We start from the raw sequence: 24,277 nt of genomic DNA, 5'->3' as shown, positions 1-24,277 counted from the left end.
GCGTTATCGTTAAGTTTATAAGTTATAGCGAAAATGCCCATTTACGGTTAATCAGGGCTGTGGCTAAATATCTGCCTCAAAAACCAACTGAAAATTAACCATGTTTAACATTATCCATTTCCTGCTGGCGCTGGTGATTATTCTTGCGCTTGCCTGGCTGGTGAGTTTCGACCGCCGAAAAATTCGCATTCGTTTTGTTTTACAGCTGATTGTCATTGAAATAGCCCTGGCGTTCTTTTTCCTTCATGCCGAAAGCGGGCTGTTCATTATTAAATATGTCTCGGGATTCTTTGAGTCACTGCTGAAATTCGCGGCCGAAGGCACCAATTTCGTCTTTGGCGGGATGGGTGAAAAAGGACTGGCGTTCATTTTCCTCGGCGTACTCTGCCCGATTATTTTTATCTCCGCACTGATTGGTATTCTTCAGCACTGGCGAATTCTGCCGATTTTTATTCGGGTGATCGGGACACTGCTGTCAAAACTGAATGGCATGGGTAAGCTGGAATCGTTCAACGCGGTGAGCTCGCTGATCCTCGGACAGTCTGAAAACTTTATTGCCTACAAGGGTGTACTGGGCGACCTCTCCTCTCGTCGTCTCTTCACCATGGCGGCCACGGCCATGTCGACGGTATCTCTGTCGATTGTCGGTGCCTATATGACCATGCTCGACGCCAAATTTGTCGTTGCCGCGCTCATCCTGAACATGTTCAGCACCTTTATTATTCTCTCCATTATCAACCCGGCGCGCCCGGAAGCAGAGCCGGACATCAAGCTTGAAAAGCTGCACGAGTCCCAGAGCTTCTTCGAAATGCTTGGCGAGTATATTCTGGCCGGTTTTAAAGTGGCGATGATTATTCTGGCGATGCTGATTGGCTTTATTGCCCTTATTAGCGCCGTTAACGCCCTCTTCTCCAGCGTATTTGGTATGAGCTTCCAGCAGATCCTGGGCTATGTATTTTACCCGCTGGCATGGCTGGTTGGTATTCCGCTGAGCGACGCGTTGAATGCCGGCAGTATTATGGCAACCAAGCTGGTCGCAAATGAATTTGTGGCAATGATTGAGCTGCAAAAAATTGCGCATCAGATGTCACCACGCGGACTGGGCATTTTGTCCGTTTTCCTGGTGTCGTTCGCTAACTTTGCCTCTATCGGCATTGTGGCCGGGGCGATCAAAGGCCTGAACGAGCAACAGGGGAACGTGGTATCGCGTTTTGGCTTACGTCTGGTGTATGGCGCGACGCTGGTCAGTTTGCTGTCCGCCAGCTTTGCAGGACTGGTGCTGTAAGCGATAACGGCGGGTTCTCCCGCCGTTTTTCATTAAAACTGCACGCACACCGGTTGATCGACCCGCATCACCGACTCCTGCGCGAAGCGTGATTTATAAATACCGCGCAACGCTTCAATATTCTTCTCGCTCTGCGCATCTTTACCGTGGATCAGCATAAGCGCCTTGCTCGGTTCACGCGCCACTTTCCCGTCGTTACCCAGCCACTGCCCGCGCGCATCAAAGACCGTCAGGCCATCGCGAAAACGCGGCGTCACGTCCTGGTCAACGAACTGCTGCCACTCGCCGGTGGTGATTTGCGCCCCTGCGGGACGGTTTAGCCCGAAATAGAGCGTGGTTTGCTGCATCTGGTTATCCGCTTTGCAGGTCTCCATCGCCGCGTGTTGCGATGGCACACTGCAGCCCGCCAGCATCAATAATGCCGCTGCCATTACCCCTGTTTTGATTGTCATGCTTCGCTATCCTCATTGTTATAAGCACAGCGATATCATCGTAAATTGCGGATTTTGGCAAGAAAAAAGCCGGGTAGCGCGCGCGCTTACCCGGCCTGTCTATCAGCGAAAAAAATTACTCAGCCTGCAGCTTTGACGGCGGTGCAGTGTGATAGTGTGCGTCTGCTTCAGCAAAACGTTTCTGCATTGAGGCAGAAGGCGCTTTACCCAGCAGGCTGAACACCACAATGCCGATACTGCCGAAGATGAAGCCCGGGATAATTTCGTACAGACCGAGCCAGGCGAACTGCTTCCAGACGATAACGGTAAGCGCACCGATAATCATCCCCGCCAGCGCGCCGTTGCGGGTCATGCGCGACCACAGCACCGAGAAGAGCACCACCGGACCAAACGCCGCACCAAAGCCCGCCCACGCGTAGCTTACCAGGCCCAGCACGCGGTTCTCAGGGTTTGCCGCCAGCGCAATGGCAATTAAGGCCACCGCCAGCACCATGAAACGCCCCACCCATACCAGCTCTTTCTGGCTCGCATCTTTACGCAGGAACGCTTTGTAGAGGTCTTCGGTGATTGCACTTGAGCAGACCAGCAGCTGGCAGCTCAGGGTGGACATCACGGCCGCCAGGATCGCGGAGAGCAGAATACCGGCAATCCACGGGTTGAACAGAATGCCCGCCAGTTCGATGAACACACGCTCGGCGTTCTGGTTTACTGCACCTGCCTGCGCCGGGTTATTGTTAAAGTAAGCGATGCCGAAGAAGCCAACCGCACAGGCACCCGCCAGACAGAGGATCATCCACGTCATACTGATACGACGGGCATGAACAATCGTGTGGTGAGAGTCAGCGGCCATGAAGCGCGCCAGAATGTGCGGTTGACCGAAGTAGCCCAGACCCCAGCCCATCAGAGAAACGATGGCGACAAAGTTCAGCCCTTTCAGCATGTCGACGTTTTCAATGCTCTTCTGCTTAATCACTTCCAGCGAATCAGCAAAGCCGCCGACGGTGAAGATGACAATGACTGGCGTCAGGATCAGAGCAAAGATCATCAGGCTCGCCTGCACGGTGTCAGTCCAGCTTACGGCCAGGAAACCGCCCACGAAGGTATAGAGAATGGTTGCCGCAGCACCGGCCCACAGCGCCGTTTCATAGCTCATGCCGAAGGTGCTTTCGAAGAGGCGCGCGCCGGCCACAATGCCAGAGGCACAATAGATGGTGAAGAACACGAGGATAACCAGCGCAGAGATAATGCGCAGCACGCGGCTGTTATCTTCAAAGCGTCCGGTGAAGTAATCCGGCAGGGTCAACGCATTGTTGTTGGCTTCGGTATGCACGCGCAGACGGCCCGCAACCAGCTTCCAGTTGATCCATGCCCCGACGGTCAGGCCAATGGCGATCCAGCTTTCAGAAATACCGGAGATGAAAATCGCCCCCGGCAGACCCATCAGCAGCCAGCCGCTCATGTCGGACGCGCCCGCAGAGAGTGCGGTGACCATCGGCCCTAAGCTACGCCCGCCGAGAATGTAGTCGTCAAAGTTCTTTGTTGAACGCCATGCCAAAAACCCTATCAGGATCATGCCAAATATATAAACGAGAAATGTCACCAGCATCGGTGTGCTAATTGCCATTCAAATTCTCCAAAATGTCGAGCGACAACCGTCCGGGTTGCCTTGTTATGTCATCACCGGAACGTAGTGATGTGTGTATGTGTTTCTGTTGGCCGCGCGTATCCTGCCGTAAGCAGTGCTCGCACACAAACGATTTAACACTGCATTTACATCAAATTCATCCCTGGTTTTATACGTCTTTCGTATAGGTTGCACTCGCTCACGCTTTTACGGGTTGCACCTTTTAAAAGTGTTAAGTCCCGCATAAAAACAGGCCTCTCATCCAGAAGCCAGCACTTTTTTCCAACTAACCATCTCTTAACAATCCATTCATTTTCTGGGTTGCAAACCAGGTCACATTTAACACGGTTGCACAAAGTTGCAACATGGTGGATATTTCACGCTATCGATAGCACACGACGACAGAACAACAGGAGCTTTGGCATGGGTATGACCACCATGGGGGTTAAGCTGGATGACGCAACCCGCGAACGGATTAAGACCGCAGCAACCCGCATTGACCGCACGCCGCACTGGCTAATCAAGCAGGCGATTTTTAACTACCTCGAAAGACTCGAAAGCGATGAGGGGCTGCCAGAGCTGCCCGCGCTGCTGGCGGGTGCGGCCAATGAAAGTGATGAGGTTTCCGCCGCTGCTGACGAAAACCATCAGCCGTTCCTTGAATTCGCCGAGCAGATCCTGCCTCAGTCGGTCAGTCGCGCCGCCATTACCGGTGCTTACCGTCGTGCCGAAACCGACGCCGTACCGATGCTGCTGGAGCAGGCCCGTCTGCCAGAAGCCATTGCCTCTCAGGCGCACAGCCTGGCGTATCAGCTTGCCGACAAACTGCGTAACCAGAAAAATGCCACCGGCCGCGCCGGAATGGTACAGGGTCTGCTGCAGGAGTTTTCCCTCTCCTCTCAGGAGGGCGTAGCGCTGATGTGTCTGGCGGAAGCGCTGTTGCGTATTCCTGACAAAGCCACCCGTGACGCACTGATCCGCGACAAAATCAGCAACGGTAACTGGCAGTCACACATTGGCCGCAGCCCGTCGCTGTTCGTCAACGCGGCGACCTGGGGCCTGCTGTTTACCGGCCGACTGGTCTCGACTCATAACGAAGCCAACCTCTCTCGCTCCCTGAACCGCATCATCGGCAAGAGCGGTGAACCGCTGATCCGCAAAGGTGTGGATATGGCGATGCGCCTGATGGGCGAGCAGTTTGTTACCGGCGAAACCATCGCGGAAGCGCTGGCCAACGCCCGTAAGCTCGAAGATAAAGGTTTCCGCTACTCTTACGACATGCTGGGTGAAGCGGCTCTGACCGCCGCCGACGCGCAGGCTTATATGGTCTCTTACCAGCAGGCGATTCACGCCATTGGTAAAGCGTCAAACGGTCGTGGTATTTATGAAGGCCCGGGGATCTCCATCAAGCTCTCGGCCCTGCATCCGCGCTACAGCCGTGCGCAGTACGACCGGGTGATGGAAGAGCTCTATCCGCGCCTGAAGTCTCTGACCCTGCTGGCGCGCCAGTACGACATCGGTATCAACATCGATGCCGAAGAGGCCGACCGCCTGGAGATCTCCCTCGATCTGCTGGAAAAACTGTGCTTCGAGCCGGAGCTGGCAGGCTGGAACGGAATTGGTTTCGTTATCCAGGCGTATCAGAAACGTTGTCCGTTCGTGATTGATTACCTGATTGACCTGGCAAGCCGCAGCCGCCGTCGCCTGATGATCCGCCTGGTGAAAGGCGCTTACTGGGACAGCGAGATTAAACGCGCCCAGATGGAAGGTCTGGAAGGCTATCCGGTCTATACCCGCAAGGTTTACACCGATGTCTCATACCTTGCCTGCGCGAAAAAACTGCTCGGCGTGCCGAACCTGATTTACCCGCAGTTTGCCACCCATAACGCCCACACTCTGGCGGCCATCTACAGCCTGGCCGGTCAGAACTACTATCCGGGTCAGTATGAGTTCCAGTGCCTGCACGGCATGGGTGAACCGCTGTACGAGCAGGTCACCGGTAAAGTGGCGGATGGCAAACTGAACCGTCCGTGCCGTATTTATGCCCCGGTGGGCACCCATGAAACCCTGCTGGCGTACCTGGTGCGTCGTCTGCTGGAGAACGGGGCGAACACCTCCTTCGTTAACCGTATCGCCGATACCACCCTGCCGCTTGACGAGCTGGTTGCCGATCCGGTGCAGGCGGTTGAGAAGATGGCGGCCCAGGAAGGTCAGATTGGCCAGCCGCATCCGAAGATCCCGCTGCCGCGTGAACTGTACGGCAAAGGTCGCGTGAACTCCGCGGGCCTGGACCTGGCGAACGAACACCGTCTGGCCTCCCTCTCCTCCGCCCTGCTCAACAGCGCGCTGCAGAAATGGCAGGCCAAACCGATTCTGGAGCAGCCCGTCGCTGATGGCGAAATGCAGCCCGTGATTAACCCGGCGGAGCCAAAAGATATCGTCGGCTACGTGCGTGAAGCAACCGAAGCAGAAGTGGATCAGGCGCTGGACAGCGCGGTGAATAACGCGCCAATCTGGTTCGCGACGCCGCCGCAAGAGCGTGGCGCCATTCTGGAACGTGCTGCGGTGCTGATGGAAGACCAGATGCAGTCGCTCATCGGGATCCTGGTGCGCGAAGCAGGTAAAACCTTCAGCAACGCCATTGCCGAAGTTCGTGAAGCGGTCGACTTCCTGCACTACTACGCAGGCCAGGTTCGTGATGATTTCGATAACGAAACCCACCGTCCTCTCGGTCCGGTGGTGTGTATCAGTCCGTGGAACTTCCCGCTGGCGATCTTCACCGGCCAGATTGCCGCCGCACTTGCCGCAGGCAACAGCGTGCTGGCAAAACCGGCGGAGCAGACCCCGCTGATTGCCGCTCAGGGTATTCACATTCTGCTGGAAGCAGGCGTGCCTGCGGGTGTCATACAGCTGTTGCCGGGCCGCGGTGAAACGGTCGGGGCGAAACTGACCGCCGATAACCGTGTGCGCGGCGTGATGTTTACCGGCTCGACTGAAGTGGCCTCCCTGCTGCAGCGCAACATCGCCACCCGTCTTGATGCGCAGGGGCGTCCAACGCCGCTCATCGCTGAAACCGGCGGCATGAACGCCATGATCGTCGACTCCTCCGCGCTCACCGAGCAGGTGGTGGTCGATGTTCTCGCCTCCGCCTTCGACAGCGCGGGCCAGCGCTGTTCCGCCCTGCGCGTGCTGTGTCTGCAGGATGACGTAGCAGACCACACGCTGAAGATGCTGCGCGGCGCGATGGCCGAATGCCGCATGGGTAACCCGGGCCGTCTCACGACCGATATCGGGCCGGTTATCGACGCGGAAGCCAAAGTAAATATCGAAAACCACATTCAGACCATGCGCGCCAAAGGCCGTCCGGTCTTCCAGGCCGTGCGTGAAAACAGCGAGGATGCCCGCGAGTGGCAGACCGGCACCTTTGTGCCGCCAACGCTGATTGAACTGGCCAGCTTCGACGAGCTGAAAAAAGAGGTCTTTGGCCCGGTATTGCACGTGGTGCGCTACAACCGTAACAACCTCAACGAGCTGATTGAACAGATTAACGCCTCCGGCTATGGCCTGACCCTCGGCGTGCATACCCGCATCGATGAGACCATCGCTCAGGTGACCGGCAGCGCTAAAGTAGGCAACCTGTACGTCAACCGTAACATGGTCGGCGCGGTAGTGGGCGTACAGCCGTTCGGCGGTGAAGGTCTGTCAGGTACCGGTCCAAAAGCCGGTGGTCCACTCTACCTGTACCGTCTGCTGGCAAACCGTCCGGACAATGCGCTCGGCGTGACGCTGGCACGTCAGGATGCCGAACGTCCGGTGGACGCGCAGCTGAAGGCCGTGCTGACACAGCCGCTTGAAGCGCTCATCACGTGGGCAGAAAAACGCCCGGAACTGCGCGCTGTCGCACAGCAGTATGGCGAACTGGCGCAGGCGGGTACGCAGCGCCTGCTACCGGGGCCAACCGGTGAGCGCAACACCTGGACGCTGATGCCGCGCGAGCGTGTGCTGTGCGTGGCGGACAACGAGCAGGATGCACTGGTTCAGCTGGCCGCCGCTGCTGCAACCGGTTGTGAAGTGCTGTGGCCGGAAGATGCACTGCATCGTGACCTCGCGAAACAGCTGCCGAAAGCGGTCTCTGCCCGCATTCATTTTGCGAAGCCCGATGCCCTGCTGACTCAGCCGTTTGATGCCGTTATCTATCACGGTGATTCCGACCAGCTGCGCGAACTGTGCGAGCAGGTGGCGGCCCGCAGCGGTGCGATTGTTTCGGTACAGGGCTTTGCCCGCGGCGAAACCAACCTGCTGCTGGAACGTCTGTACGTTGAGCGCTCGCTCAGCGTGAACACCGCGGCAGCGGGCGGTAACGCGAGCCTGATGACTATCGGTTAATCGTGTAAAATATCCCCGGTGGCACTACGCTTACCGGGGTGACAAAATAACCAGGGCCGGATAAGCACAGCGCATCCGGCTTTTTTACATGGAGGGGATGATGAAAAGATATCTGATCGCGGGGGCTGCATTGCTGCTGAGCGCGAACGCGCTGGCAGAAGAGTGCGCAAATGCGACCACCCAGCTTGAAATGAACACCTGTACGGCGCAGCAGTACCAGGCCGCCGATAAAAAACTGAATCAGACGTATCAGGCTGCCATCAAACGCGCAGAAGCCCCACAGCGTGAGCTTCTGAAAAAAGCACAGCAAGCGTGGATTGCCCTGCGCGATGCCGACTGCAACTTTATCGGGTCGGGTACTGAGGGAGGCAGCGTTCAGCCGATGATCATCAGCCAGTGCCTGAACGAAAAAACCGTTGAGCGTGAAGCGTTTCTTGCCTCACTGATGCAGTGTGAAGAGGGCGATTTAAGCTGCCCTCTTCCGCCGGGAAACTAACGCACGCGGATCCCTTCAATGATCATCTGCTGAACGTTTTCCAGCGTGCTGTGGAAAAACGCCTCATCCTGGAGCGTTTTACCGGTCACCGCTTCAACCTGGGCCGCAAAGTCAGCGTAATGCTGAGTGGAGGCCCAAATCATAAAGATCAGATGATGCGGGTCAACTGGAGCCAGCTTCCCGCCCGCCACCCATCCGGCAATAATGGCCGATTTCTCGTCAACCAGCTGTTTTAAATCCCCGGTCAGTTCCGCCTGCAACAGCGGTGCGCCCTGCAGCATCTCCAGGCAGAACAGCCGTGACGCCTGCGGATAATCACGCGACACCTCCAGCTTCAGGCGAATGTACTCCCTGATCGCCACCAGCGGGGCAAGCTCTTCGCGAAACGCCTTAAGCGGCGCCAGCCAGATATCGAGGATCTGCTGCATCACCGCAATGTAAAGCGCCTCTTTCGACGGGTAGTAGTAGAGCAGATTCGTTTTCGACACCCCGGCCTGTTCCGCCACCTGCTCCAGGCGCGTGCCATGAATACCAAACTGCGAAAAGGTCTCCAGCGCCGCACTCAGGATGGCCTGCTTCTTCGCACTGACCGCCTGCGAACGTTTACCGGGTGTTTTCACTGCACCTTGTGTCATTCCCGCTCTCCATATTTTGCGTTGCCATCAGCATAGCAAAACCCCTCACCGACCACGACACTCTGCACTCCGATCGCGCATGAATGCCTGTTTTCTGTGCAATGTTTTTGACCATTTAGTCCACATTTGCGTATCTCAATTAACCAACCATTGATTAACACATTAATAACAAAGCCATTTTCAAAACTGGCATTGCCTTTGCAAAACCCTCTTTACCTGCAACGTCGTAAAGAGAGGTTCGTGATGAAAATTGGCGTATTTGTACCTATCGGCAACAACGGCTGGCTAATCTCGACCACCGCCCCGCAATACATGCCTACTTTTGAGCTGAATAAGGCCATTGTGCAAAAGGCGGAGCACTACCATTTCGATTTTGCGCTTTCGATGATCAAACTGCGGGGTTTCGGCGGCAAAACCGAATTCTGGGATCACAATCTGGAGTCCTTCACCCTGATGGCCGGGCTGGCAGCCGTCACCTCGCGCATTCAGATCTACGCGACGGCCGCCACCCTCACCCTGCCGCCGGCGATCGTTGCCAGAATGGCCTCCACCATCGACTCCATCTCCGGTGGTCGCTTTGGCGTTAACCTGGTTACGGGCTGGCAAAAACCTGAGTATGAGCAGATGGGGATCTGGCCGGGCGACGAGTATTTCTCCCGCCGCTACGACTACCTGACCGAGTATGTGCAGGTGCTGCGCGATCTCTGGGGCACCGGCAAAAGCGACTTCAAAGGTGATTACTTCACCATGAACGACTGCCGCGTTAGCCCGCAGCCTTCCGCCCCGATGAAAGTGATCTGCGCCGGGCAGAGCGACGCAGGAATGGAATTCTCCGCTAAATACGCCGACTTCAACTTCTGCTTTGGCAAAGGCGTGAATACCCCAGCCGCCTTCGCCCCGACCGCGGCACGCATGAAAGAGGCCGCGGACAAAACCGGTCGCGATGTGGGTTCCTATGTCCTGTTTATGGTCATTGCCGACGAAACCGACGACGCCGCCCGCGCGAAATGGGAACGGTATAAGGCGGGCGCGGACGATGAAGCGCTGAGCTGGCTCACCGAACAGAGCCAGAAAGATACCCGTTCCGGCTCGGACACCAACGTCCGTCAGATGGCCGACCCGACCTCAGCGGTCAACATCAACATGGGCACGCTGGTCGGTTCCTATGCCAGCGTCGCCAGAATGCTCGATGAAGTGGCCGCCGTGCCCGGTGCGGAAGGCGTGCTGCTGACTTTCGATGAGTTCCTGACCGGTGTGGAAACATTCGGCGAGCGCATTCAGCCGCTGATGCAGTGCCGCGCCCACATTCCTGCCATCACAAAGGAGGTCGCGTAATGACCACGCTTGCAGCACGTCCGGAAGCCATCACCTTTGCGCCGCACCAAAGCGCTCTGATTGTGGTGGATATGCAAAACGCCTATGCCAGCCAGGGCGGCTATCTGGATCTGGCGGGATTTGACGTCTCCGCCACCCGACCGGTGATTGAGAACATTAAAACTGCCGTCAACGCAGCCCGCGCGGCAGGCATGCTGATCGTCTGGTTCCAGAACGGCTGGGACGATCAATATGTGGAGGCCGGTGGCCCGGGATCTCCCAATTTCCATAAATCGAACGCCCTGAAAACCATGCGCAAACGGCCCGAACTGCAGGGCACACTGCTGGCGAAAGGCAGCTGGGATTACCAGCTGGTGGATGAGCTGGTGCCAGAGGCAGGCGATATCGTGCTGCCCAAACCGCGCTACAGCGGCTTTTTCAACACCCCGCTCGACAGCCTGCTGCGCAGCCGGGGGATCCGTCATCTGGTCTTTACCGGCATCGCTACCAACGTCTGCGTGGAATCCACCCTGCGCGACGGCTTCTTCCTGGAATATTTTGGCGTGGTGCTGGAAGACGCCACCCATCAGGCCGGGCCGGCGTTTGCGCAGCAAGCGGCCCTGTTCAACATCGAAACCTTCTTTGGCTGGGTCAGCAACGTCGCGGATTTTTGCGACGCCCTGAATCCACCGCTAGCCCGTATTGCCTGAGGAACAAGACCATGCCGAAATCCGTGATTATTCCGCCAGGAACCAGTACCCCGATTGCCCCGTTCGTGCCCGGCACGCTGGCCGATGGTGTGGTGTATGTATCCGGCACGCTGCCGTTTGATCAGCACAATAACGTGGTCTACCCCAACGACCCAAAGGCGCAAACCCGCCACGTGCTGGAGACGATCAAAAAAGTGATCGAAACAGCGGGTGGCACAATGGAGGATGTGACGTTCAACAGTATCTTTATCACCGACTGGAAAAACTACGCCGCGATTAACGACATTTACGCCGAGTTCTTTCCCGGTGATAAACCGGCCCGGTTCTGCATTCAGTGTGGGCTGGTGAAGCCAGATGCGCTGGTTGAAATCGCGACCGTTGCACACATCGCAAAGTGAGGCGGCCATGAAGCTCTCTGTCTCACCTCCCCCTTACGACGGCGCGCCCACGGTTGTCCTGATTGCCGGGCTTGGCGGGGGCGGCAGCTACTGGCTACCGCAGCTTGCCGTCCTGGAGCAAGAGTACCAGGTGGTGTGCTACGACCAGCGCGGGACGGGCAATAATCCCGACGTGCTGCCGGAAGCCTACAGCCTGGCGATGATGGCCGACGAGCTGGCCCGGGCGCTGAATGCCGCCGGGATCGTTCGTTACTGCGTCGTGGGTCATGCGCTGGGGGCGCTGATCGGCCTGCAGCTGGCGCTCGACCACCCCGATGCCCTCAGCGCGCTGGTGTGCGTGAACGGCTGGCTCACTCTGAATGCTCATACCCGACGCTGTTTCCAGATCCGCGAACGCCTGCTTCATGCAGGCGGCGCACAGGCGTGGGTAGAGGCACAGCCGCTGTTTCTTTACCCGGCCGACTGGATGGCCGCCCGCGCGCCGCGCCTGGAGGCCGAAGAGGCCCTGGCACTGGCCCACTTCCAGGGCAAAAACAACTTGCTGCACAGGCTGAATGCCCTGAAGAAAGCGGACTTCAGTCGCCACGCCTCACGCATTCACTGCCCGGTACACCTCATCTGCTCCGCCGACGATCTGCTCATCCCTGCGGTCTGTTCCACTGAGCTGCAGGCGGCCATCCCCGGTAGCCACAAGGTGGTGATGCGCCAGGGCGGGCACGCCTGCAACGTCACCGAGCCAGAAACTTTTAATACGCTGCTGCTGAACGGGCTTGCCAGCCTGCTGCACAGCCCTGAACCCGCTTTATAAGGAGCCCTGATGAGCGAAGCGATTACCCCTGGCGCGCTGGCATCACTGTTTACCGGCGCACGCACCCATAACGGCTGGCAGGCGATCCCCGTCAGCGACGAGACGCTGCGCGAGATCTACGACCTGATGAAATGGGGTCCCACGTCCGCCAACTGCTCGCCAGCGCGGATTGTGTTTGTACGAAGCGCAGAGGGAAAAGAAAAACTGCGCCCGGCGCTTTCCAGCGGCAACCTGGAGAAAACCCTCACCGCCCCGGTCACGGCGATTGTCGCCTGGGATAGTGAATTTTATGAACGCCTGCCCGCCCTGTTCCCCCACGGGGATGCGCGGAGCTGGTTTACCTCAAGCCCGGCGCTTGCCGAAGAGACCGCCTTTCGCAACAGCGCGATGCAGGCGGCTTACCTGATTTTCGCCTGTCGGGCGCTGGGGCTCGATACGGGCCCGATGTCAGGCTTTGATCGCCAAAAAGTCGACGACGCGTTTTTCACCGGCACGTCGCTGAAAAGTAATCTGCTTATCAATATTGGCTATGGCGATACCAGCAAACTCTACGGCCGTTTGCCGCGTCTGGCCTTTGAAGACGCATGCGCACTGGCATAAGGAGCCACCATGAAGACACCCGATAAACAAACCTTTCGTGATGCCATGGCCTGCGTCGGTGCGGCGGTCAATATCATCACCACCGACGGTCCTGCCGGGATGGCGGGTTTCACCGCCAGCGCGGTGTGCAGCGTAACGGATTCACCGCCCACGCTGCTGGTATGCCTGAACCGTGGCGCATCCGTCTGGCCGACCTTCAGTGAAAACCGCACCCTGTGCGTCAATACCCTGAGCGCCGGACAAGAGCCGCTATCAAACCTGTTTGGGGGGAAAACCCCGATGGACGAGCGCTTCGCCGCCGCGCGCTGGGAGACCGGCGAAACGGGGTGCCCGCGTCTGGAGGAGGCGCTGGCCTCGTTTGACTGCCGTATCAGCCAGGTGGTGAGCGTGGGCACGCACGACATCCTGTTTTGCGACATCGTTTCGATTATTCGCCACCCCGCGCCGCAAGGGCTGGTGTGGTTTGACCGCGGCTATCACGCGCTTATGCGACCCGCCTGTTAACCCTCCTTAAGGAGTCAGCTCATGGCAATGTTCGGTTTTCCCCACTGGCAGTTGAAATCGACCTCTACGGAACCTGGCGTGGTCGCGCCAGATGAAAGGCTCCCGCTCGGACCAACCTTAGTGATGGGGGTTCAGCACGCGGTCGCGATGTTCGGCGCAACGGTGCTGATGCCCATGCTGATGGGGCTTGATCCCAATCTGTCCATTCTGATGTCGGGTATCGGTACCCTGCTGTTCTTTTTCATCACCGGCGGGCGCGTGCCCAGCTATCTTGGTTCCAGCGCTGCGTTTGTCGGCGTGGTCATCGCCACCACCGGCTTTAACGGTCAGGGCATCAACCCGAATCTGAGCGTCGCGCTCGGCGGCATTATCGCCTGCGGGCTGGTCTACACGCTGATTGGCCTGGTGGTCATGAAGGTCGGGACGCGCTGGATAGAGCGGATGATGCCTCCCGTCGTCACCGGGGCAGTGGTGATGGCAATTGGTCTGAACCTTGCGCCAATAGCCGTCAGAAGCGTCTCCGGTTCGCCCTTTGAAAGCTGGATGGCGGTGATCACGGTACTCTGCATTGGCCTGGTGGCGGTGTTTACGCGGGGGATGATCCAGCGACTGTTGATCCTGGTGGGGTTAATCGTTGCCTGTCTGGTGTACGCCCTGCTGGCAAACGTCTTCGGTCTGGGCAAGCCGGTTGATTTTACGCTGCTGCATAACGCCGCCTGGTTCGGCCTGCCGCAGGTGACGTCTCCGGTCTTTAACACGCAGGCGATGATGTTAATTGCGCCGGTTGCGGTGATCCTGGTGGCAGAAAACTTAGGCCATCTGAAAGCCGTTGCGGGTATGACCGGGCGCAGCATGGACCCTTACATAGGCCGCGCCTTTGTCGGCGACGGTCTGGCTACCATGCTCTCCGGCTCGGTCGGCGGCAGCGGCGTAACGACCTACGCTGAAAATATTGGCGTGATGGCAGTGACCAAAGTTTACTCCACCCTGGTCTTCGTGGCGGCTGCGGTGATGGCGATGCTCCTCGGGTTCTCACCGAAATTCGGCGCGCTGATCCACACCATTCCCGCGCCGGTGATTGGTGGGGCATCGATTGTGGTATTTGGTCTGATTGCCGTTGCCGGGGCACGCATCTGGGTGCAGCATCGTGTCGATCTGAGCCAGAACAGCAACCTGATTATGGTGGCGGTCACGCTGGTGCTGGGGGCGGGAGATTTTGCCCTGACGCTGGGCGGATTCACCATTGGTGGGATTGGCACCGCAACCTTTGGCGCAATCCTGCTTAACGCCCTGCTGAGCCGCCGGGAAGCGGCCGCACCGCAGGGCGACGTGGTACATCAGGACTCTTGATTTATCGCAGCGCTGTCACGCTCTGGCAGCGCTTTTTTCTTCCGTTTCAGCTTCAGCTCACTCACCAGCACGCCGGCGACAATAAACGCCGCACCCACCAGCGCCAGCAGCGGTAAACGCTCTCCCGCGATACGCCCGAAAATGCCCGCCCATACCGGTTCGCCGGTATAGATAACCGTCGCACGCGTCGGGGAAACGCTGCGCTGCGCCCAGTTCATGGTGACCTGAATAATGGCGCTAAAGATGCCCAGCCCCAGCGCCACCACAACCAGCCCGGTGGACATCGGCGGAACAGACTCCCCTGCCGGCACCATGGTGGCAAAAGCCACCAGCGACGCGGTCGCCAGCTGAACCACGGTGACGCGCTTGACGTCCACTTTGCCAGCCCAGGCGCTGATCAGAATAATTTCCGCGGCAATCGCGATAGCGCCCACCAGCGTAATGATTTCGCCCGGCCCCAGCGCCAGCAGATTGTTTTCCGGCCCGGCAAGCAAGATAAGGCCAATAAACGCCAGCACGATCCCCGTGCAGGACATCAGACCCGGTATTCTCCCCAGACAGAGCCATTGCAGTAACGGCACCAGCGGCACATACATGGCGGTGATAAACGCCGATTTGCTGCTGGTGATGGTCTGTAATCCCCACGTCTGCAGGCTGTAGCCCATGGCAATCGCAACCCCAATGGCCACCCCGGCCTTCAGTTCTTTAAGCGTCAGCCCGCGCAAGGTTTTAAGCGAGAGTAATCCCACGGCAATCGCCGCCGTCGCAAAGCGCAGGCCGACAAAAAAGAACGGACCGCTCAGCGTGACCGCGTACTGGACGGCAAGAAAGGTTCCGCCCCAGAACATGGTGATCAGAATGAGAAGGGCTTCCTGAGGTTTGACGGAGAATGTGAAACGGGAGAGAGACATGCGGCACCAGCAAATAAGCATCAATCCTCTAGTGTGCGATGCCTTTGGTTACAGTTCAATGTTGCAGAAATAAAAAACCGCCGGGAGATCCCGGCGGCAGGGTATCAGCCCGGCGTATTACTTATTGCTGCCATGACTGTTTTTGCCCCCTTTTTTGCCAGCTTCTGATGCGCGCTGAGGGTCATTTTTGAAATTCCCCCCGCTAGACTGGCCACCTTTACGACCTGCTTCTGATGCTCTTTCACGGTCTTCAGCGAAATTACCTGAACCACCACGATGGTTTGCCATCTCTAACCTCCAGAGTGTGAAACATTAGACATCATATTGCATTCAGTAAAAGAGGATTCTTTCACCGCGCGGCTGAAGGACAGTGCCTTTATCTGTGCCGCGTGAAATTAAGCTTAGTGGAATGCGGCTATCCGGCAAGTCAGAGGTAATATTCTGCAACATGATCTCAGCCATTCGGGTGAGATTACGCGACGGCCATTTATAAGCCTTTCTTATCATTTTAAAAATCCGCAGCGGGAAAGTTGTTTCATTTTGCTACAAAGCGCTTTTGTATCCATATTGTTATAAATCAAAGAAATGCCGTTCATTTTTGCAGTCTGGCTGTGATGACATATCTTTAAATGAACGCAGCGATCCGCTGTCAGAAAACACAAACGAGGAGTGATGCAAAATGGCAAAAGTTCTGGTGCTCTATTATTCCATGTATGGACACATTGAAACCATGGCTCACGCGGTAGCAGAAGGTGCAAACAGAGTGGACGGCGTAGAAGTTGTGGTGAAACGCGTACCGGAAACGATGCAGGCTGAGGCGTTCGCCAAAGCCGGGGGGAAAACACAAAATGCCCCGGTTGCCACCCCGCAGGAACTGGCTGATTACGATGCCATTATTTTTGGCACCCCTACCCGATTTGGCAATATGTCAGGCCAGATGCGGACCTTCCTCGATCAAACCGGAGGACTTTGGGCATCCGGAGCGTTATACGGCAAACTCGCCAGCGTCTTCAGCTCCACCGGGACCGGCGGCGGTCAGGAGCAGACGATTACGTCAACCTGGACTACCCTTGCTCATCATGGGATGGTGATTGTGCCGATTGGCTACGGCGCGCAGGAACTGTTTGATATTTCCCAGGTTCGTGGCGGGACACCGTACGGCGCCACCACCATTGCCGGTGGCGATGGCTCCCGACAGCCGAGCAACGAAGAGCTCACTATCGCCCGCTATCAGGGTGAGTATGTCGCAGGCCTCGCCAAAAAACTGAACGGCTAACTCAACAGGAGGACAAGCATGCCAACTCAAGAATCCAAAGCCCACCGCGTGGGTGAATGGGCAAGTTTACGCAACACCTCTCCGGAGATCGCCGAAGCCATTTTTGAAGTCGCGAACTATGACGAGAAGCTGGCAGAGCAGATTTGGGAAGAAGGCAGCGATGAAGTGCTGGAACGTGCCTTCGGGAAAACGGACAAAGACGCGCTCTTCTGGGGTGAGCAAACCATCGAACGTAAAAACGTCTGAACGTTTCCCCCCGCCTGAGCGGGGGGTTTTACCTATTTCGCCGCGTTATTCATCACCGCATTGAATTTATCGATTGGGCAAAAACCGTTCGCATCAACCGGACACCCCTTCAGCTCCAGCGTCACACGCTGTGCCGGCGCATCCAGTGATAATACGCTGGCGTTACGCAACTGGTCGGCGCTCTGATAGACATACTCAATCTTCATGAGCTCCTGGTTGGCGCTTTTATCATGCCAGCGCTGGAAAACAATTTTCCCGCCAATTGGCGTCCGCTCGTGCTGGTCATGCAGCTGGTACGGTTTGAAATCCAGCGCCGTAAGCAGCGACGCGATATTGGAATCATGCCCCACCAGCAGGGTGATTTTCGGCGCTTTCGCCTGCCCGGTGACGAGAGCCTGGTCGATATACTTCACCAGCGGTTTGGCCACGTTTTGCGCCACCTCGGTGGAGGTAAACAGCGAGTCCTGATAGCCATTTTTCAGCTGCGACAACACGCGCCACTGTTGATCGGTTTTAATTTCACCCCAGGCAACCTGGTCTGCCGGGAAGCCTTCGTAATACTGCAGCGTGAAGGCATCCACCAGCGAGTTACCGACTTTTAACGGCCCCGATACGCCAGGTTCTTTTTCATAGTCGGCGCTGAAGGTATCTTTCGCCTCTGCCAGCGAGCACACGTTCTTCTCTTTACAGGACGGTGAATCGGCGTAATTCGTCATCTGCTCCAGCAGCTTGTAGCTCTCGCCAAGCTGCATTTTCTGCCGCTCAGTCTCCATCGCCTTCAGCGCTTTTTCACGGAATTCAGGTGAGTTATCCGTAATCACCGGGTTAAAGGTCGGATCCATGGTGCCCATTTTTTCCTGATGATGCACAGGCACATCGCACCCCGGGAAGGCGCCGGTGATAAAGAACTGCGCGGTGGCGACAGTGCGCTGCAGGCTGTTGGCATAGGCATATACGCTATCCGCGGCCGGGCACTCGCCGGTTTTCACCATCCCCTGCTGTGCCAGCCACTCGCGCATATAGTGGCCCATATAGACTTCAAGCACGCCACCTTTGGTGGTGAGCTGGCCGCCTGGCACCTCCCATTCTGGCCACTGCTTCGGTGTGGATTGCTCGAGCACGCTGCCATTATTGGCGAGCGGCGCGCGCAAATTATGGCGACTCATGATTAAAACTTGTTCCAGCTGATACCCTTCCGGCGTCTCTTGCGCCTGCACGCCAGATGTCACTGCAATGGAACCGGCGATTGCCAGCGCGAGTAGTGCTTTTCTCATCCCTAATTCCTCACTCGTTTTAAAATGTCGCAGTGAGTGTGACAGATTCGTGACAATTTTCCGGGAAGCGTTTCGCAAACTGAGGATTACTTTTCAAGGCGATCGCCGTATTCGCTCATCCAGTCGGCCAGCGGGGAGAGCGCGCTCTGGAGGGTTAATCCCAGCGCGGTTATCTGATACTCCACCCGCGGTGGGATCTCCGGGTAGATAGTGCGCGACACCAGCCCGCGCTGCTCAAACAGGCGCAACTGCTTCGTGAGCTCTTTTTGCGTGATGGGGGCAGCGGCGCGCAGCAGATCGCCAAACCGGACCGGTGCATTGAGCATAATCAGGCGATAGAGCACCGGGATGGCCCACTTACCGGAAATCAGGTTTACAAACTGCGTCATCGGGCAGAGATAAACCTCAGATTTTTTTTCACAGGGTATAGTGAGTGATTCCGCCATAGCACACCTCTAGCCTCATTAGTATCCAAATGGTACCTGGTTTCCTTTCGATACTAACGTTTCTATAGTGCTTTCTCCAGAGTCATTTCAGGAGAAGCACATGGGTCGTTTAGCAGGTAAATATACGCTGATTACCGGCGGCACTTCCGGTATTGGTCTCGCTACCGCGCAGGAATTTATTGCCGAAGGGGCGCACGTTGCTGTCACCGGACGTAACCCGGATACCCTTGCCGAAGCACAACGCATTCTGGGCGATAATGCCTGGGTTATTCCGACCGATGCGGGTGACATCGCCGCGCAAAAAGCGCTGGCGGACACGCTCGCCTCTCGCTGGCCACGTCTTGATGCCGTGTTTATTAACGCCGGCGATGTGACGCACGGGCTGCTTGAAGAGTGGCAGGAAGACGCCTGGGATCGCCTGATGGGCATCAACCTTAAAGGACCGTTCTTTTTGATTCAGGCCCTGCTGCCGCTGCTCAATAATCCCTCCTCTGTGATCCTGTGCGGGTCCGTGAGCGCCCGCATCGGGCTGCCTGCCAGCAGCGTTTATGCCGCCAGCAAGGCGGGATTACTGTCGCTGGCACGCACGCTGTCAGGGGAGTTGTTGCCGCGCGGTATTCGCGTCAACGGCCTGAGCCCGGGTCCGGTAGAAACACCGGCATTTAATAAAACGGGGTTAAGCGAGGAAGCGCTCAAGGCGATGCTGGGGGATATCACCAAACTTGTGCCGCTGGGCAGAATGGGCACGCCGACGGAGCTGGCGAAAGCCGCGCTCTATCTTGCCTCTGACGAATCGCGCTATATGGTGGGAACGGAACTGCTGGTCGACGGCGGAATGGGAAACCTGTAGGTCAAAAGGCGCTGATGCCGGTGACGATGCCGACATACAGCGCCGCCCATACGACGGCTGAAATCAGGCTTACCGCGTACACCTTCGCCGCGTTCAGTCTGAGCATGCCCGCTGCCAGCGGGACGATATAACGCAGCACCGCCAGGAAACGCGCGGTAAAGAGCACCAGCACGCCGTTTTTCTGCAGCTGATGTTGTACCCGCAAAAATTTCTCGGCGTGCCGGGAGGTGAAGCGCGTGACCAGCCGCGTGTGGCCCATCAACTGGCCGATATGATAATTCAATACCGACCCTGTTGTGGCACCCGCCGCGACAGCCAGCCACGTCAGTGCCGGATGCAGGCTGGTCTGGCTGACGGTGATCCCTGCCAGCAGCATCACCGAGGCCGGCGGAAGCACGGAGGAAACCAGTACCGTAGACTTGCTCAGCGCGATGACGAAAAGCAGCGCGAACAGATGCGTCGGATAGAGCGCAAAATGATTCAGCAGATTGTCAAACCGCGTCATATTCCACCCCGCAGCGTTCGTGATGCTGACCATTAGAAACGAACAACCTTAAGTGGGGTATCAACCGCTCAGACCTCCAGCAGGAAGGCATTAACGACACGCCAAAATGTCAGCGCCATTTAGAAACACAGAAGTGTGGAATTATACTCTCTTGAGCAATAACCTCCGTCATTGATGAATAATCGATGTCATTAATACGCGGGATTAAATTATTGTTCTAAACGTTTCTTAAACGTCTTTTAAATTCCACAGCGCGATTTTTAAAGTGGCGTATTATCCCTCTCGTTTTACAACGATCTCGTTATGGCGAGGCTCCTGTACAAATACACGTTATCGCTCTGGTGGGTTCGAGAGAACCGGCACAGGGTAAAACAGGCACTGTCGAATCAAGGCTTTGTCAGTATAACTTCCCTTACGGGATACGGTGTACAGTGCTGAACCCAGGACGTGGGGATCTCCTCTTCGACATGCCCTGTCTTGCTCGCCCCTGAGAGATTTTATTATTCAAAGGGAATTCACTATGTCTTACGCTATTCACAATCAAAACCTGGCATTCAATGACAGCGCAATCGCGCAATATATGAATACCGATTTTATCGTCCTCGATATTTCATTATGCGTGGCGCTGGCACGCGAGCAATTTTTCGAAAAATTAAAAGACGATGATATTCCATCGCATATTTTCCTCGAAGATAACGGTCGGCTGGCAGGCATGGTTGCGGTGCGCAAACTGCTGCAGACCGCCGATACGGTACAGCCGGTGAAAACGCTGATGATTTCTCAATTTCTGCAGGTCAAACCGGAAGACGAGCGTGCCGATGTCGCCGGGCTGCTGGCCCACGGCGAGGCGGATGTCGTGCCGGTGGTCACGCACGGTAAAGTGGTAGGCTGCCTGACCGAACGCGAAATCGCCCATCTGCTGGAAGATGATGTCACCGAAGATGCCCAGCTCCAGGGAGCAACGCTGCCGCTGGAAAAGCCGTATCTGGAAACCAGCCCCTTCAGCCTGTGGAAAAAACGCTCCGTCTGGCTGCTGCTGCTGTTTGTCGCTGAAGCCTATACCAGCTCGGTTATTCAGCACTTCGAAGAGGCGCTGGAATCCGCCATTGCCCTGGCCTTTTTTATTCCGCTGCTGATAGGGACCGGTGGGAACAGCGGGACGCAGATCACCTCCACGCTGGTGCGTGCAATGGCGCTGGGTGAAGTGCGTCTGCGCGACGTTGGCCGCGTGTTACGAAAGGAGATGACCACCTCGCTGATGATTGCCGCCACGCTTGGTCTTGCCGGGTGTGTTCGCGCCTGGATGATGGGTATCGGGCTGGAAATTACCCTTATCGTCAGCCTGACGCTGGTCTGCATTACGCTGTGGAGTGCGATTGTCTCGTCAGTTATTCCGATGGTACTGAAGCGCTGCGGCATTGACCCGGCCGTCGTTTCCGCGCCCTTTATCGCGACGCTTATCGACGGAACCGGTCTGATTATCTACTTCAAGATTGCGCAGTACACGCTGGGGCTGGAATAAGAGTGCAGCACCTCACCAACCGGGTTGAGGTGCTCACCGTTTTACATATCGCCAAGCTGATGTGCGATATCACGAAGCTGTTGCGCCAGCGCCTGCAGGTTTTTGCCCTTCTCACCTTTCGGCCCGGTCGACTGCCGCACCACCAGCCGGGCAGGCAAAATGGATGACATGCGCACGGCATTGTCTTCGCCACTGTCAAGAATGCGGCGCACCGCCTCCTTCCCCTGCAGATCCAGGTCCAGCGATACCGTGGTCAATGCCGGATAGAAGAATGAGCTTTCGTAGGTGTCATCGTAGCCAATCACCGATTTTTCACCCGGAATGGAAATCTGATGCTGATGGAAAGCACTTAATACCCCCAGCGCCATCTGGTCGTTGGCCACCAGCACGGCAGAAAATTGCGGCGTCTCGCGCAGCATCTGCAACGCACCCGCGTAACCGCTCTGCGCATCCCAGTTCCCGCGGATCACCGAGGCCGGCTCCAGACCGTAACCGTTCAGGGTTTCAATCCAGCTTTTCAGCCTGAGCTGCGCCGAGACAGAAGACGCTGGCCCCGCCAGCAACGCGATTTCCCGGTGCCCCAGCTCGTAGAGATATTTGACGCTGGCACGGGTGCCATCTGCCGGGTTAAACGAAACGTTAAACACGGAACTGTAAGGGTCAACGTCGAGGAACAGACAGACGATATCGTCGTTGTCCGTCGCGATTTTCTGTGCCTGCTCTGCTTCCAGCGGGACGTTGATGATCACCTTACTGACGAGCTGAGATTTCAGTTCATTGATCGAATCCTGGATGCTGTGGTTGACGTTCTCATCAATCATGGAGATCAACACCTGATACCCTTCCACATTTGCATAGCGTTTTACCGCCGCGGCGACCTGTGACGGCGCATGCAAAGCCAGCGAAATCGTCACCAGTCCGACGGTCTGGGTCTGCTTTCCGACCAGCTGCTGCGCCAGGCGGTTCGGGACATACCGCAATAACTCTATGGATTTCTCCACCTTGTGACGCGTGGCTTCGGATACATTGGCAGATTTATTCAGTACCCTGGACACGGTCTGATAGGAGACGCCCGCATGGCGTGCGACGTCCTCTAACGTTGCGCTTTTCGACTTCATGGTCCGGTTCCTTATGTTGTTATGCGCTGATTGTATCAGGGGCGATATAAAAAAACGCCCACTGGGCACTCCTGGCTGCCATAACACCATCAAAAAGTATTACGTTCACAATACTACATTTCTGGTCACACCTCATCAATCGTAACAAAATTGGCTATTTTATTTGCACTTAATCACAGATTAACGATCACGCAATTGCCAGAAAAAAGGTTTAGGCATTTTATGACAGCGGATTTGTGAACGTATTACAAAACAATAAGAGGGTAACAATGAACACGACGATCCGCTCTGTATCTGTTGCGTTGGCTGCCGCGTTAGCGTCTCCTTCGCTGTTTGCAGCGTCTTCAGTACCAATTGATTTTCATGGGTATCTTCGCTCCGGTGTGGGCGTCTCACGGGATGGTGGGATGGAGGAGTGGCAAAAAAATAAAATTGGCCGTCTGGGTAACGAGGCCGATACCTACGGCGAGCTGGAGCTGGGCTCAGAGGTGTACAAAAAGAACGATGTCAGCTTCTACCTCGACAGCATGGTGAGCATGGTCTCTGACGGCTCTAACGACAATGAAACCACCTTCGGCGACGATGCGCAGTTCGGGTTGCGTCAGTTGAATCTGCAGATCAAGGGCCTGATCCCCGGCGATCCGAACGCGGTGATCTGGGGCGGTAAGCGCTACTACCAGCGCCATGACCTGCACATCATTGACACCAAATACTGGAACATCTCAGGCGCGGGTGCCGGTATCGAAAACTACACGCTCGGACCGGGTGCGGTGTCCGTGGCCTGGATCCGTGGCGATGCCAACGACGTGGACTACCGCGTTGACGGCGATAGCGACGTCAATATCAACTACATCGACCTTCGCTATGCGGGCTGGAAGCCGTGGGCGGGTGCATGGACTGAAGTGGGCATTGATTACGCCATGCCAAACCCCACCAATAAGCAGAAAGAGTACGGTGGGCTGTATGAGGCCGACAACGGCGTCATGGTCACCGGTGAGATCAGCCAGGACATGTTAGGCGGCTACAACAAGCTGGTGCTGCAGTATGCGAACAAAGGCCTGGCGCAGAACATGGTGTCCCAGGGCGGCGGCTGGTATGACATGTGGAACTACGTGAACGACGCCAGCGGCTACCGTGTGATTAACACCGGCTTAATTCCGATTACGGACAAGCTCTCCTTCAACCACGTGCTGACCTGGGGCTCGGCGGATGACACCACGCAATTCACCGATAAATCGCGCCTTGTCTCGCTGGTGGGTCGCGCACAGTACCAGTTCACCGAATACGTGCGTCTGATTGGTGAAGTGGGCGGTTTCTACCAGAAAGATACCTACACCGACGGCTCCAGCTACAAGCAGAGCGGAGAGAAGTACACCCTCGCACTCGGACTGGCGGATGGGCCTGATTTTATGTCGCGTCCGGAACTGCGCGTCTTCGCCTCTTACCTGAATGACTCCGAGAAAGGACAATCCTTCGAAGACGGCACCGCAAATAATACCTGGAACGTTGGCGTGCAGGTGGAAGCCTGGTGGTAATGTTTATTTCCTGATATGCGTTAATCGTTATT

At 56.6% G+C, this 24,277-nt stretch carries 24 protein-coding genes and 1 riboswitch; of the genes, 15 read left to right on the top strand and 9 right to left on the bottom strand.

Features of this window, described 5'->3' with window-relative positions; all coding sequences use genetic code 11:
• Positions 1-100: 100 nt before the first annotated feature.
• Complete coding sequence (locus ACMGG3_RS04115; RefSeq protein WP_014169507.1) at positions 101-1,285, top strand: NupC/NupG family nucleoside CNT transporter; 1,185 nt, start codon at positions 101-103, stop codon at positions 1,283-1,285.
• Positions 1,286-1,317: 32 nt separating this feature from the next.
• Here the strand turns inward: ACMGG3_RS04115 and ACMGG3_RS04110 are convergent, their stop codons facing one another.
• Positions 1,318-1,737, bottom strand: coding sequence for a DUF3574 domain-containing protein (locus ACMGG3_RS04110; RefSeq protein WP_014169506.1), 420 nt, complete (start codon positions 1,735-1,737; stop codon positions 1,318-1,320).
• Positions 1,738-1,852: 115 nt separating this feature from the next.
• Entirely contained in the window at positions 1,853-3,361 is a 1,509-nt protein-coding gene (gene putP, locus ACMGG3_RS04105; RefSeq protein ID WP_414149609.1) for a sodium/proline symporter PutP, read from the bottom strand.
• Positions 3,362-3,784: 423 nt separating this feature from the next.
• Here putP and putA point away from each other — a divergent pair, with 423 nt between their 5' ends.
• Positions 3,785-7,747, top strand: coding sequence for a trifunctional transcriptional regulator/proline dehydrogenase/L-glutamate gamma-semialdehyde dehydrogenase (gene putA / locus ACMGG3_RS04100; RefSeq protein WP_414149608.1), 3,963 nt, complete (start codon positions 3,785-3,787; stop codon positions 7,745-7,747).
• Positions 7,748-7,847: 100 nt separating this feature from the next.
• Complete coding sequence (locus tag ACMGG3_RS04095) at positions 7,848-8,243, top strand: lysozyme inhibitor LprI family protein (protein ID WP_020884714.1); 396 nt, start codon at positions 7,848-7,850, stop codon at positions 8,241-8,243.
• On the opposite strand, the gene rutR is transcribed toward ACMGG3_RS04095, so the two are convergent.
• The gene (rutR, locus tag ACMGG3_RS04090; protein ID WP_014169502.1) at positions 8,240-8,878 is read right to left on the bottom strand and encodes an HTH-type transcriptional regulator RutR; all 639 of its coding nucleotides are present in this window, start codon (positions 8,876-8,878) and stop codon (positions 8,240-8,242) included. The two genes, ACMGG3_RS04095 and rutR, sit on opposite strands and share 4 nt — an antisense overlap.
• Positions 8,879-9,121: 243 nt before the next feature.
• On the opposite strand from rutR, the gene rutA reads away from it, so the two are divergent.
• The 7 genes from rutA to rutG are packed head-to-tail and all read left to right on the top strand — an operon-like array spanning position 9,122 to position 14,562.
• A complete protein-coding gene (gene rutA / locus ACMGG3_RS04085) occupies positions 9,122-10,213 on the top strand; it encodes a pyrimidine utilization protein A (RefSeq protein WP_025204484.1) in 1,092 nt (363 codons plus the stop codon).
• Entirely contained in the window at positions 10,213-10,902 is a 690-nt protein-coding gene (gene rutB, locus ACMGG3_RS04080) for a pyrimidine utilization protein B (protein ID WP_020884717.1), read from the top strand. Before rutA ends, rutB begins: the two co-directional genes overlap by 1 nt.
• An 11-nt stretch (positions 10,903-10,913) precedes the next feature.
• Positions 10,914-11,300 carry a pyrimidine utilization protein C gene (gene rutC, locus ACMGG3_RS04075; protein ID WP_020884718.1) on the top strand — a complete coding sequence of 129 codons (387 nt, stop codon included), beginning with the start codon at positions 10,914-10,916 and terminating at the stop codon, positions 11,298-11,300.
• 7 nt (positions 11,301-11,307) lie between these two features.
• A complete protein-coding gene (rutD, locus tag ACMGG3_RS04070; protein ID WP_020884719.1) occupies positions 11,308-12,108 on the top strand; it encodes a pyrimidine utilization protein D in 801 nt (266 codons plus the stop codon).
• A 9-nt stretch (positions 12,109-12,117) separates the two neighbouring features.
• On the top strand, positions 12,118-12,708 hold the full coding sequence (locus tag ACMGG3_RS04065; protein ID WP_025204485.1) for a malonic semialdehyde reductase: 591 nt from the start codon (positions 12,118-12,120) through the stop codon (positions 12,706-12,708).
• A gap of 9 nt (positions 12,709-12,717) precedes the next feature.
• Positions 12,718-13,212, top strand: a complete 495-nt coding sequence (rutF, locus tag ACMGG3_RS04060) for an NADH-dependent FMN reductase RutF (protein WP_063925104.1) — start codon at positions 12,718-12,720, stop codon at positions 13,210-13,212.
• 21 nt (positions 13,213-13,233) lie between these two features.
• Positions 13,234-14,562 carry a pyrimidine utilization transport protein G gene (gene rutG / locus ACMGG3_RS04055; protein WP_148575915.1) on the top strand — a complete coding sequence of 443 codons (1,329 nt, stop codon included), beginning with the start codon at positions 13,234-13,236 and terminating at the stop codon, positions 14,560-14,562.
• Here rutG and ACMGG3_RS04050 read toward each other — a convergent pair.
• Positions 14,550-15,473 carry a DMT family transporter gene (locus ACMGG3_RS04050; RefSeq protein ID WP_041162529.1) on the bottom strand — a complete coding sequence of 308 codons (924 nt, stop codon included), beginning with the start codon at positions 15,471-15,473 and terminating at the stop codon, positions 14,550-14,552. The genes rutG and ACMGG3_RS04050 overlap by 13 nt on opposite strands.
• A gap of 117 nt (positions 15,474-15,590) precedes the next feature.
• Complete coding sequence (locus tag ACMGG3_RS04045; protein ID WP_001273664.1) at positions 15,591-15,761, bottom strand: general stress protein; 171 nt, start codon at positions 15,759-15,761, stop codon at positions 15,591-15,593.
• 391 nt (positions 15,762-16,152) lie between these two features.
• On the opposite strand from ACMGG3_RS04045, the gene wrbA reads away from it, so the two are divergent.
• Both wrbA and ACMGG3_RS04035 read left to right on the top strand, forming a co-directional pair.
• On the top strand, positions 16,153-16,749 hold the full coding sequence (wrbA, locus tag ACMGG3_RS04040; protein ID WP_014169491.1) for an NAD(P)H:quinone oxidoreductase: 597 nt from the start codon (positions 16,153-16,155) through the stop codon (positions 16,747-16,749).
• 18 nt (positions 16,750-16,767) lie between these two features.
• Entirely contained in the window at positions 16,768-16,995 is a 228-nt protein-coding gene (locus ACMGG3_RS04035) for a YccJ family protein (protein WP_014169490.1), read from the top strand.
• A 32-nt stretch (positions 16,996-17,027) separates the two neighbouring features.
• Here ACMGG3_RS04035 and agp read toward each other — a convergent pair whose 3' ends face one another.
• Both agp and ACMGG3_RS04025 read right to left on the bottom strand, forming a co-directional pair.
• Positions 17,028-18,269: a bifunctional glucose-1-phosphatase/inositol phosphatase gene (gene agp / locus ACMGG3_RS04030; protein WP_032681278.1), complete on the bottom strand. Its 1,242-nt coding sequence runs from the start codon at positions 18,267-18,269 to the stop codon at positions 17,028-17,030.
• A gap of 86 nt (positions 18,270-18,355) precedes the next feature.
• On the bottom strand, positions 18,356-18,715 hold the full coding sequence (locus ACMGG3_RS04025) for a winged helix-turn-helix transcriptional regulator (protein WP_020884724.1): 360 nt from the start codon (positions 18,713-18,715) through the stop codon (positions 18,356-18,358).
• 100 nt (positions 18,716-18,815) lie between these two features.
• Here ACMGG3_RS04025 and ACMGG3_RS04020 point away from each other — a divergent pair, with 100 nt between their 5' ends.
• The gene (locus tag ACMGG3_RS04020; protein WP_032681279.1) at positions 18,816-19,565 is read left to right on the top strand and encodes an SDR family oxidoreductase; all 750 of its coding nucleotides are present in this window, start codon (positions 18,816-18,818) and stop codon (positions 19,563-19,565) included.
• Position 19,566: 1 nt separating this feature from the next.
• On the opposite strand, the gene ACMGG3_RS04015 is transcribed toward ACMGG3_RS04020, so the two are convergent.
• On the bottom strand, positions 19,567-20,070 hold the full coding sequence (locus tag ACMGG3_RS04015) for a DedA family protein (RefSeq protein WP_414149607.1): 504 nt from the start codon (positions 20,068-20,070) through the stop codon (positions 19,567-19,569).
• Positions 20,071-20,360: 290 nt separating this feature from the next.
• Positions 20,361-20,530, top strand: a riboswitch (M-box (ykoK) riboswitch).
• Between the two features lie 60 nt (positions 20,531-20,590).
• On the opposite strand from ACMGG3_RS04015, the gene ACMGG3_RS04010 reads away from it, so the two are divergent.
• Positions 20,591-21,592, top strand: a complete 1,002-nt coding sequence (locus ACMGG3_RS04010; RefSeq protein WP_020884727.1) for a magnesium transporter — start codon at positions 20,591-20,593, stop codon at positions 21,590-21,592.
• A 41-nt stretch (positions 21,593-21,633) separates the two neighbouring features.
• On the opposite strand, the gene ACMGG3_RS04005 is transcribed toward ACMGG3_RS04010, so the two are convergent.
• Positions 21,634-22,710: a LacI family DNA-binding transcriptional regulator gene (locus tag ACMGG3_RS04005; protein ID WP_041162527.1), complete on the bottom strand. Its 1,077-nt coding sequence runs from the start codon at positions 22,708-22,710 to the stop codon at positions 21,634-21,636.
• 269 nt (positions 22,711-22,979) lie between these two features.
• Between ACMGG3_RS04005 and ACMGG3_RS04000 the strand changes: the two genes are divergently transcribed.
• Positions 22,980-24,245 carry a maltoporin gene (locus ACMGG3_RS04000; RefSeq protein WP_025204490.1) on the top strand — a complete coding sequence of 422 codons (1,266 nt, stop codon included), beginning with the start codon at positions 22,980-22,982 and terminating at the stop codon, positions 24,243-24,245.
• Positions 24,246-24,277 lie beyond the last annotated feature (32 nt).

Origin of the sequence: Enterobacter sp. BNK-18, assembly GCF_047456135.1 — a bacterium.
GTDB classification, from domain to species: Bacteria; Pseudomonadota; Gammaproteobacteria; order Enterobacterales; family Enterobacteriaceae; genus Enterobacter; species Enterobacter ludwigii.
The sequence above is the reverse complement of the archived record's forward strand: the minus strand, read 5'-3'. Positions and strand labels throughout refer to the sequence as shown.

Coding starts and splice junctions, on each gene's coding strand:
- rutA (WP_025204484.1), top strand. CDS start 9,122: ATGAAAATTGGCGTATTTGTACCTATCGGCAACAACGGCTGGCTAATC.
- rutD (WP_020884719.1), top strand. CDS start 11,308: ATGAAGCTCTCTGTCTCACCTCCCCCTTACGACGGCGCGCCCACGGTT.
- rutB (WP_020884717.1), top strand. CDS start 10,213: ATGACCACGCTTGCAGCACGTCCGGAAGCCATCACCTTTGCGCCGCAC.
- agp (WP_032681278.1), bottom strand. CDS start 18,269: ATGAGAAAAGCACTACTCGCGCTGGCAATCGCCGGTTCCATTGCAGTG.
- putP (WP_414149609.1), bottom strand. CDS start 3,361: ATGGCAATTAGCACACCGATGCTGGTGACATTTCTCGTTTATATATTT.
- ACMGG3_RS04115 (WP_014169507.1), top strand. CDS start 101: ATGTTTAACATTATCCATTTCCTGCTGGCGCTGGTGATTATTCTTGCG.
- ACMGG3_RS04015 (WP_414149607.1), bottom strand. CDS start 20,070: ATGACGCGGTTTGACAATCTGCTGAATCATTTTGCGCTCTATCCGACG.
- ACMGG3_RS04045 (WP_001273664.1), bottom strand. CDS start 15,761: ATGGCAAACCATCGTGGTGGTTCAGGTAATTTCGCTGAAGACCGTGAA.
- rutF (WP_063925104.1), top strand. CDS start 12,718: ATGAAGACACCCGATAAACAAACCTTTCGTGATGCCATGGCCTGCGTC.
- ACMGG3_RS04095 (WP_020884714.1), top strand. CDS start 7,848: ATGAAAAGATATCTGATCGCGGGGGCTGCATTGCTGCTGAGCGCGAAC.
- ACMGG3_RS04005 (WP_041162527.1), bottom strand. CDS start 22,710: ATGAAGTCGAAAAGCGCAACGTTAGAGGACGTCGCACGCCATGCGGGC.
- ACMGG3_RS04025 (WP_020884724.1), bottom strand. CDS start 18,715: ATGGCGGAATCACTCACTATACCCTGTGAAAAAAAATCTGAGGTTTAT.
- ACMGG3_RS04035 (WP_014169490.1), top strand. CDS start 16,768: ATGCCAACTCAAGAATCCAAAGCCCACCGCGTGGGTGAATGGGCAAGT.
- rutR (WP_014169502.1), bottom strand. CDS start 8,878: ATGACACAAGGTGCAGTGAAAACACCCGGTAAACGTTCGCAGGCGGTC.
- ACMGG3_RS04065 (WP_025204485.1), top strand. CDS start 12,118: ATGAGCGAAGCGATTACCCCTGGCGCGCTGGCATCACTGTTTACCGGC.
- putA (WP_414149608.1), top strand. CDS start 3,785: ATGGGTATGACCACCATGGGGGTTAAGCTGGATGACGCAACCCGCGAA.
- rutG (WP_148575915.1), top strand. CDS start 13,234: ATGGCAATGTTCGGTTTTCCCCACTGGCAGTTGAAATCGACCTCTACG.
- wrbA (WP_014169491.1), top strand. CDS start 16,153: ATGGCAAAAGTTCTGGTGCTCTATTATTCCATGTATGGACACATTGAA.
- ACMGG3_RS04010 (WP_020884727.1), top strand. CDS start 20,591: ATGTCTTACGCTATTCACAATCAAAACCTGGCATTCAATGACAGCGCA.
- ACMGG3_RS04020 (WP_032681279.1), top strand. CDS start 18,816: ATGGGTCGTTTAGCAGGTAAATATACGCTGATTACCGGCGGCACTTCC.
- ACMGG3_RS04110 (WP_014169506.1), bottom strand. CDS start 1,737: ATGACAATCAAAACAGGGGTAATGGCAGCGGCATTATTGATGCTGGCG.
- rutC (WP_020884718.1), top strand. CDS start 10,914: ATGCCGAAATCCGTGATTATTCCGCCAGGAACCAGTACCCCGATTGCC.
- ACMGG3_RS04000 (WP_025204490.1), top strand. CDS start 22,980: ATGAACACGACGATCCGCTCTGTATCTGTTGCGTTGGCTGCCGCGTTA.
- ACMGG3_RS04050 (WP_041162529.1), bottom strand. CDS start 15,473: ATGTCTCTCTCCCGTTTCACATTCTCCGTCAAACCTCAGGAAGCCCTT.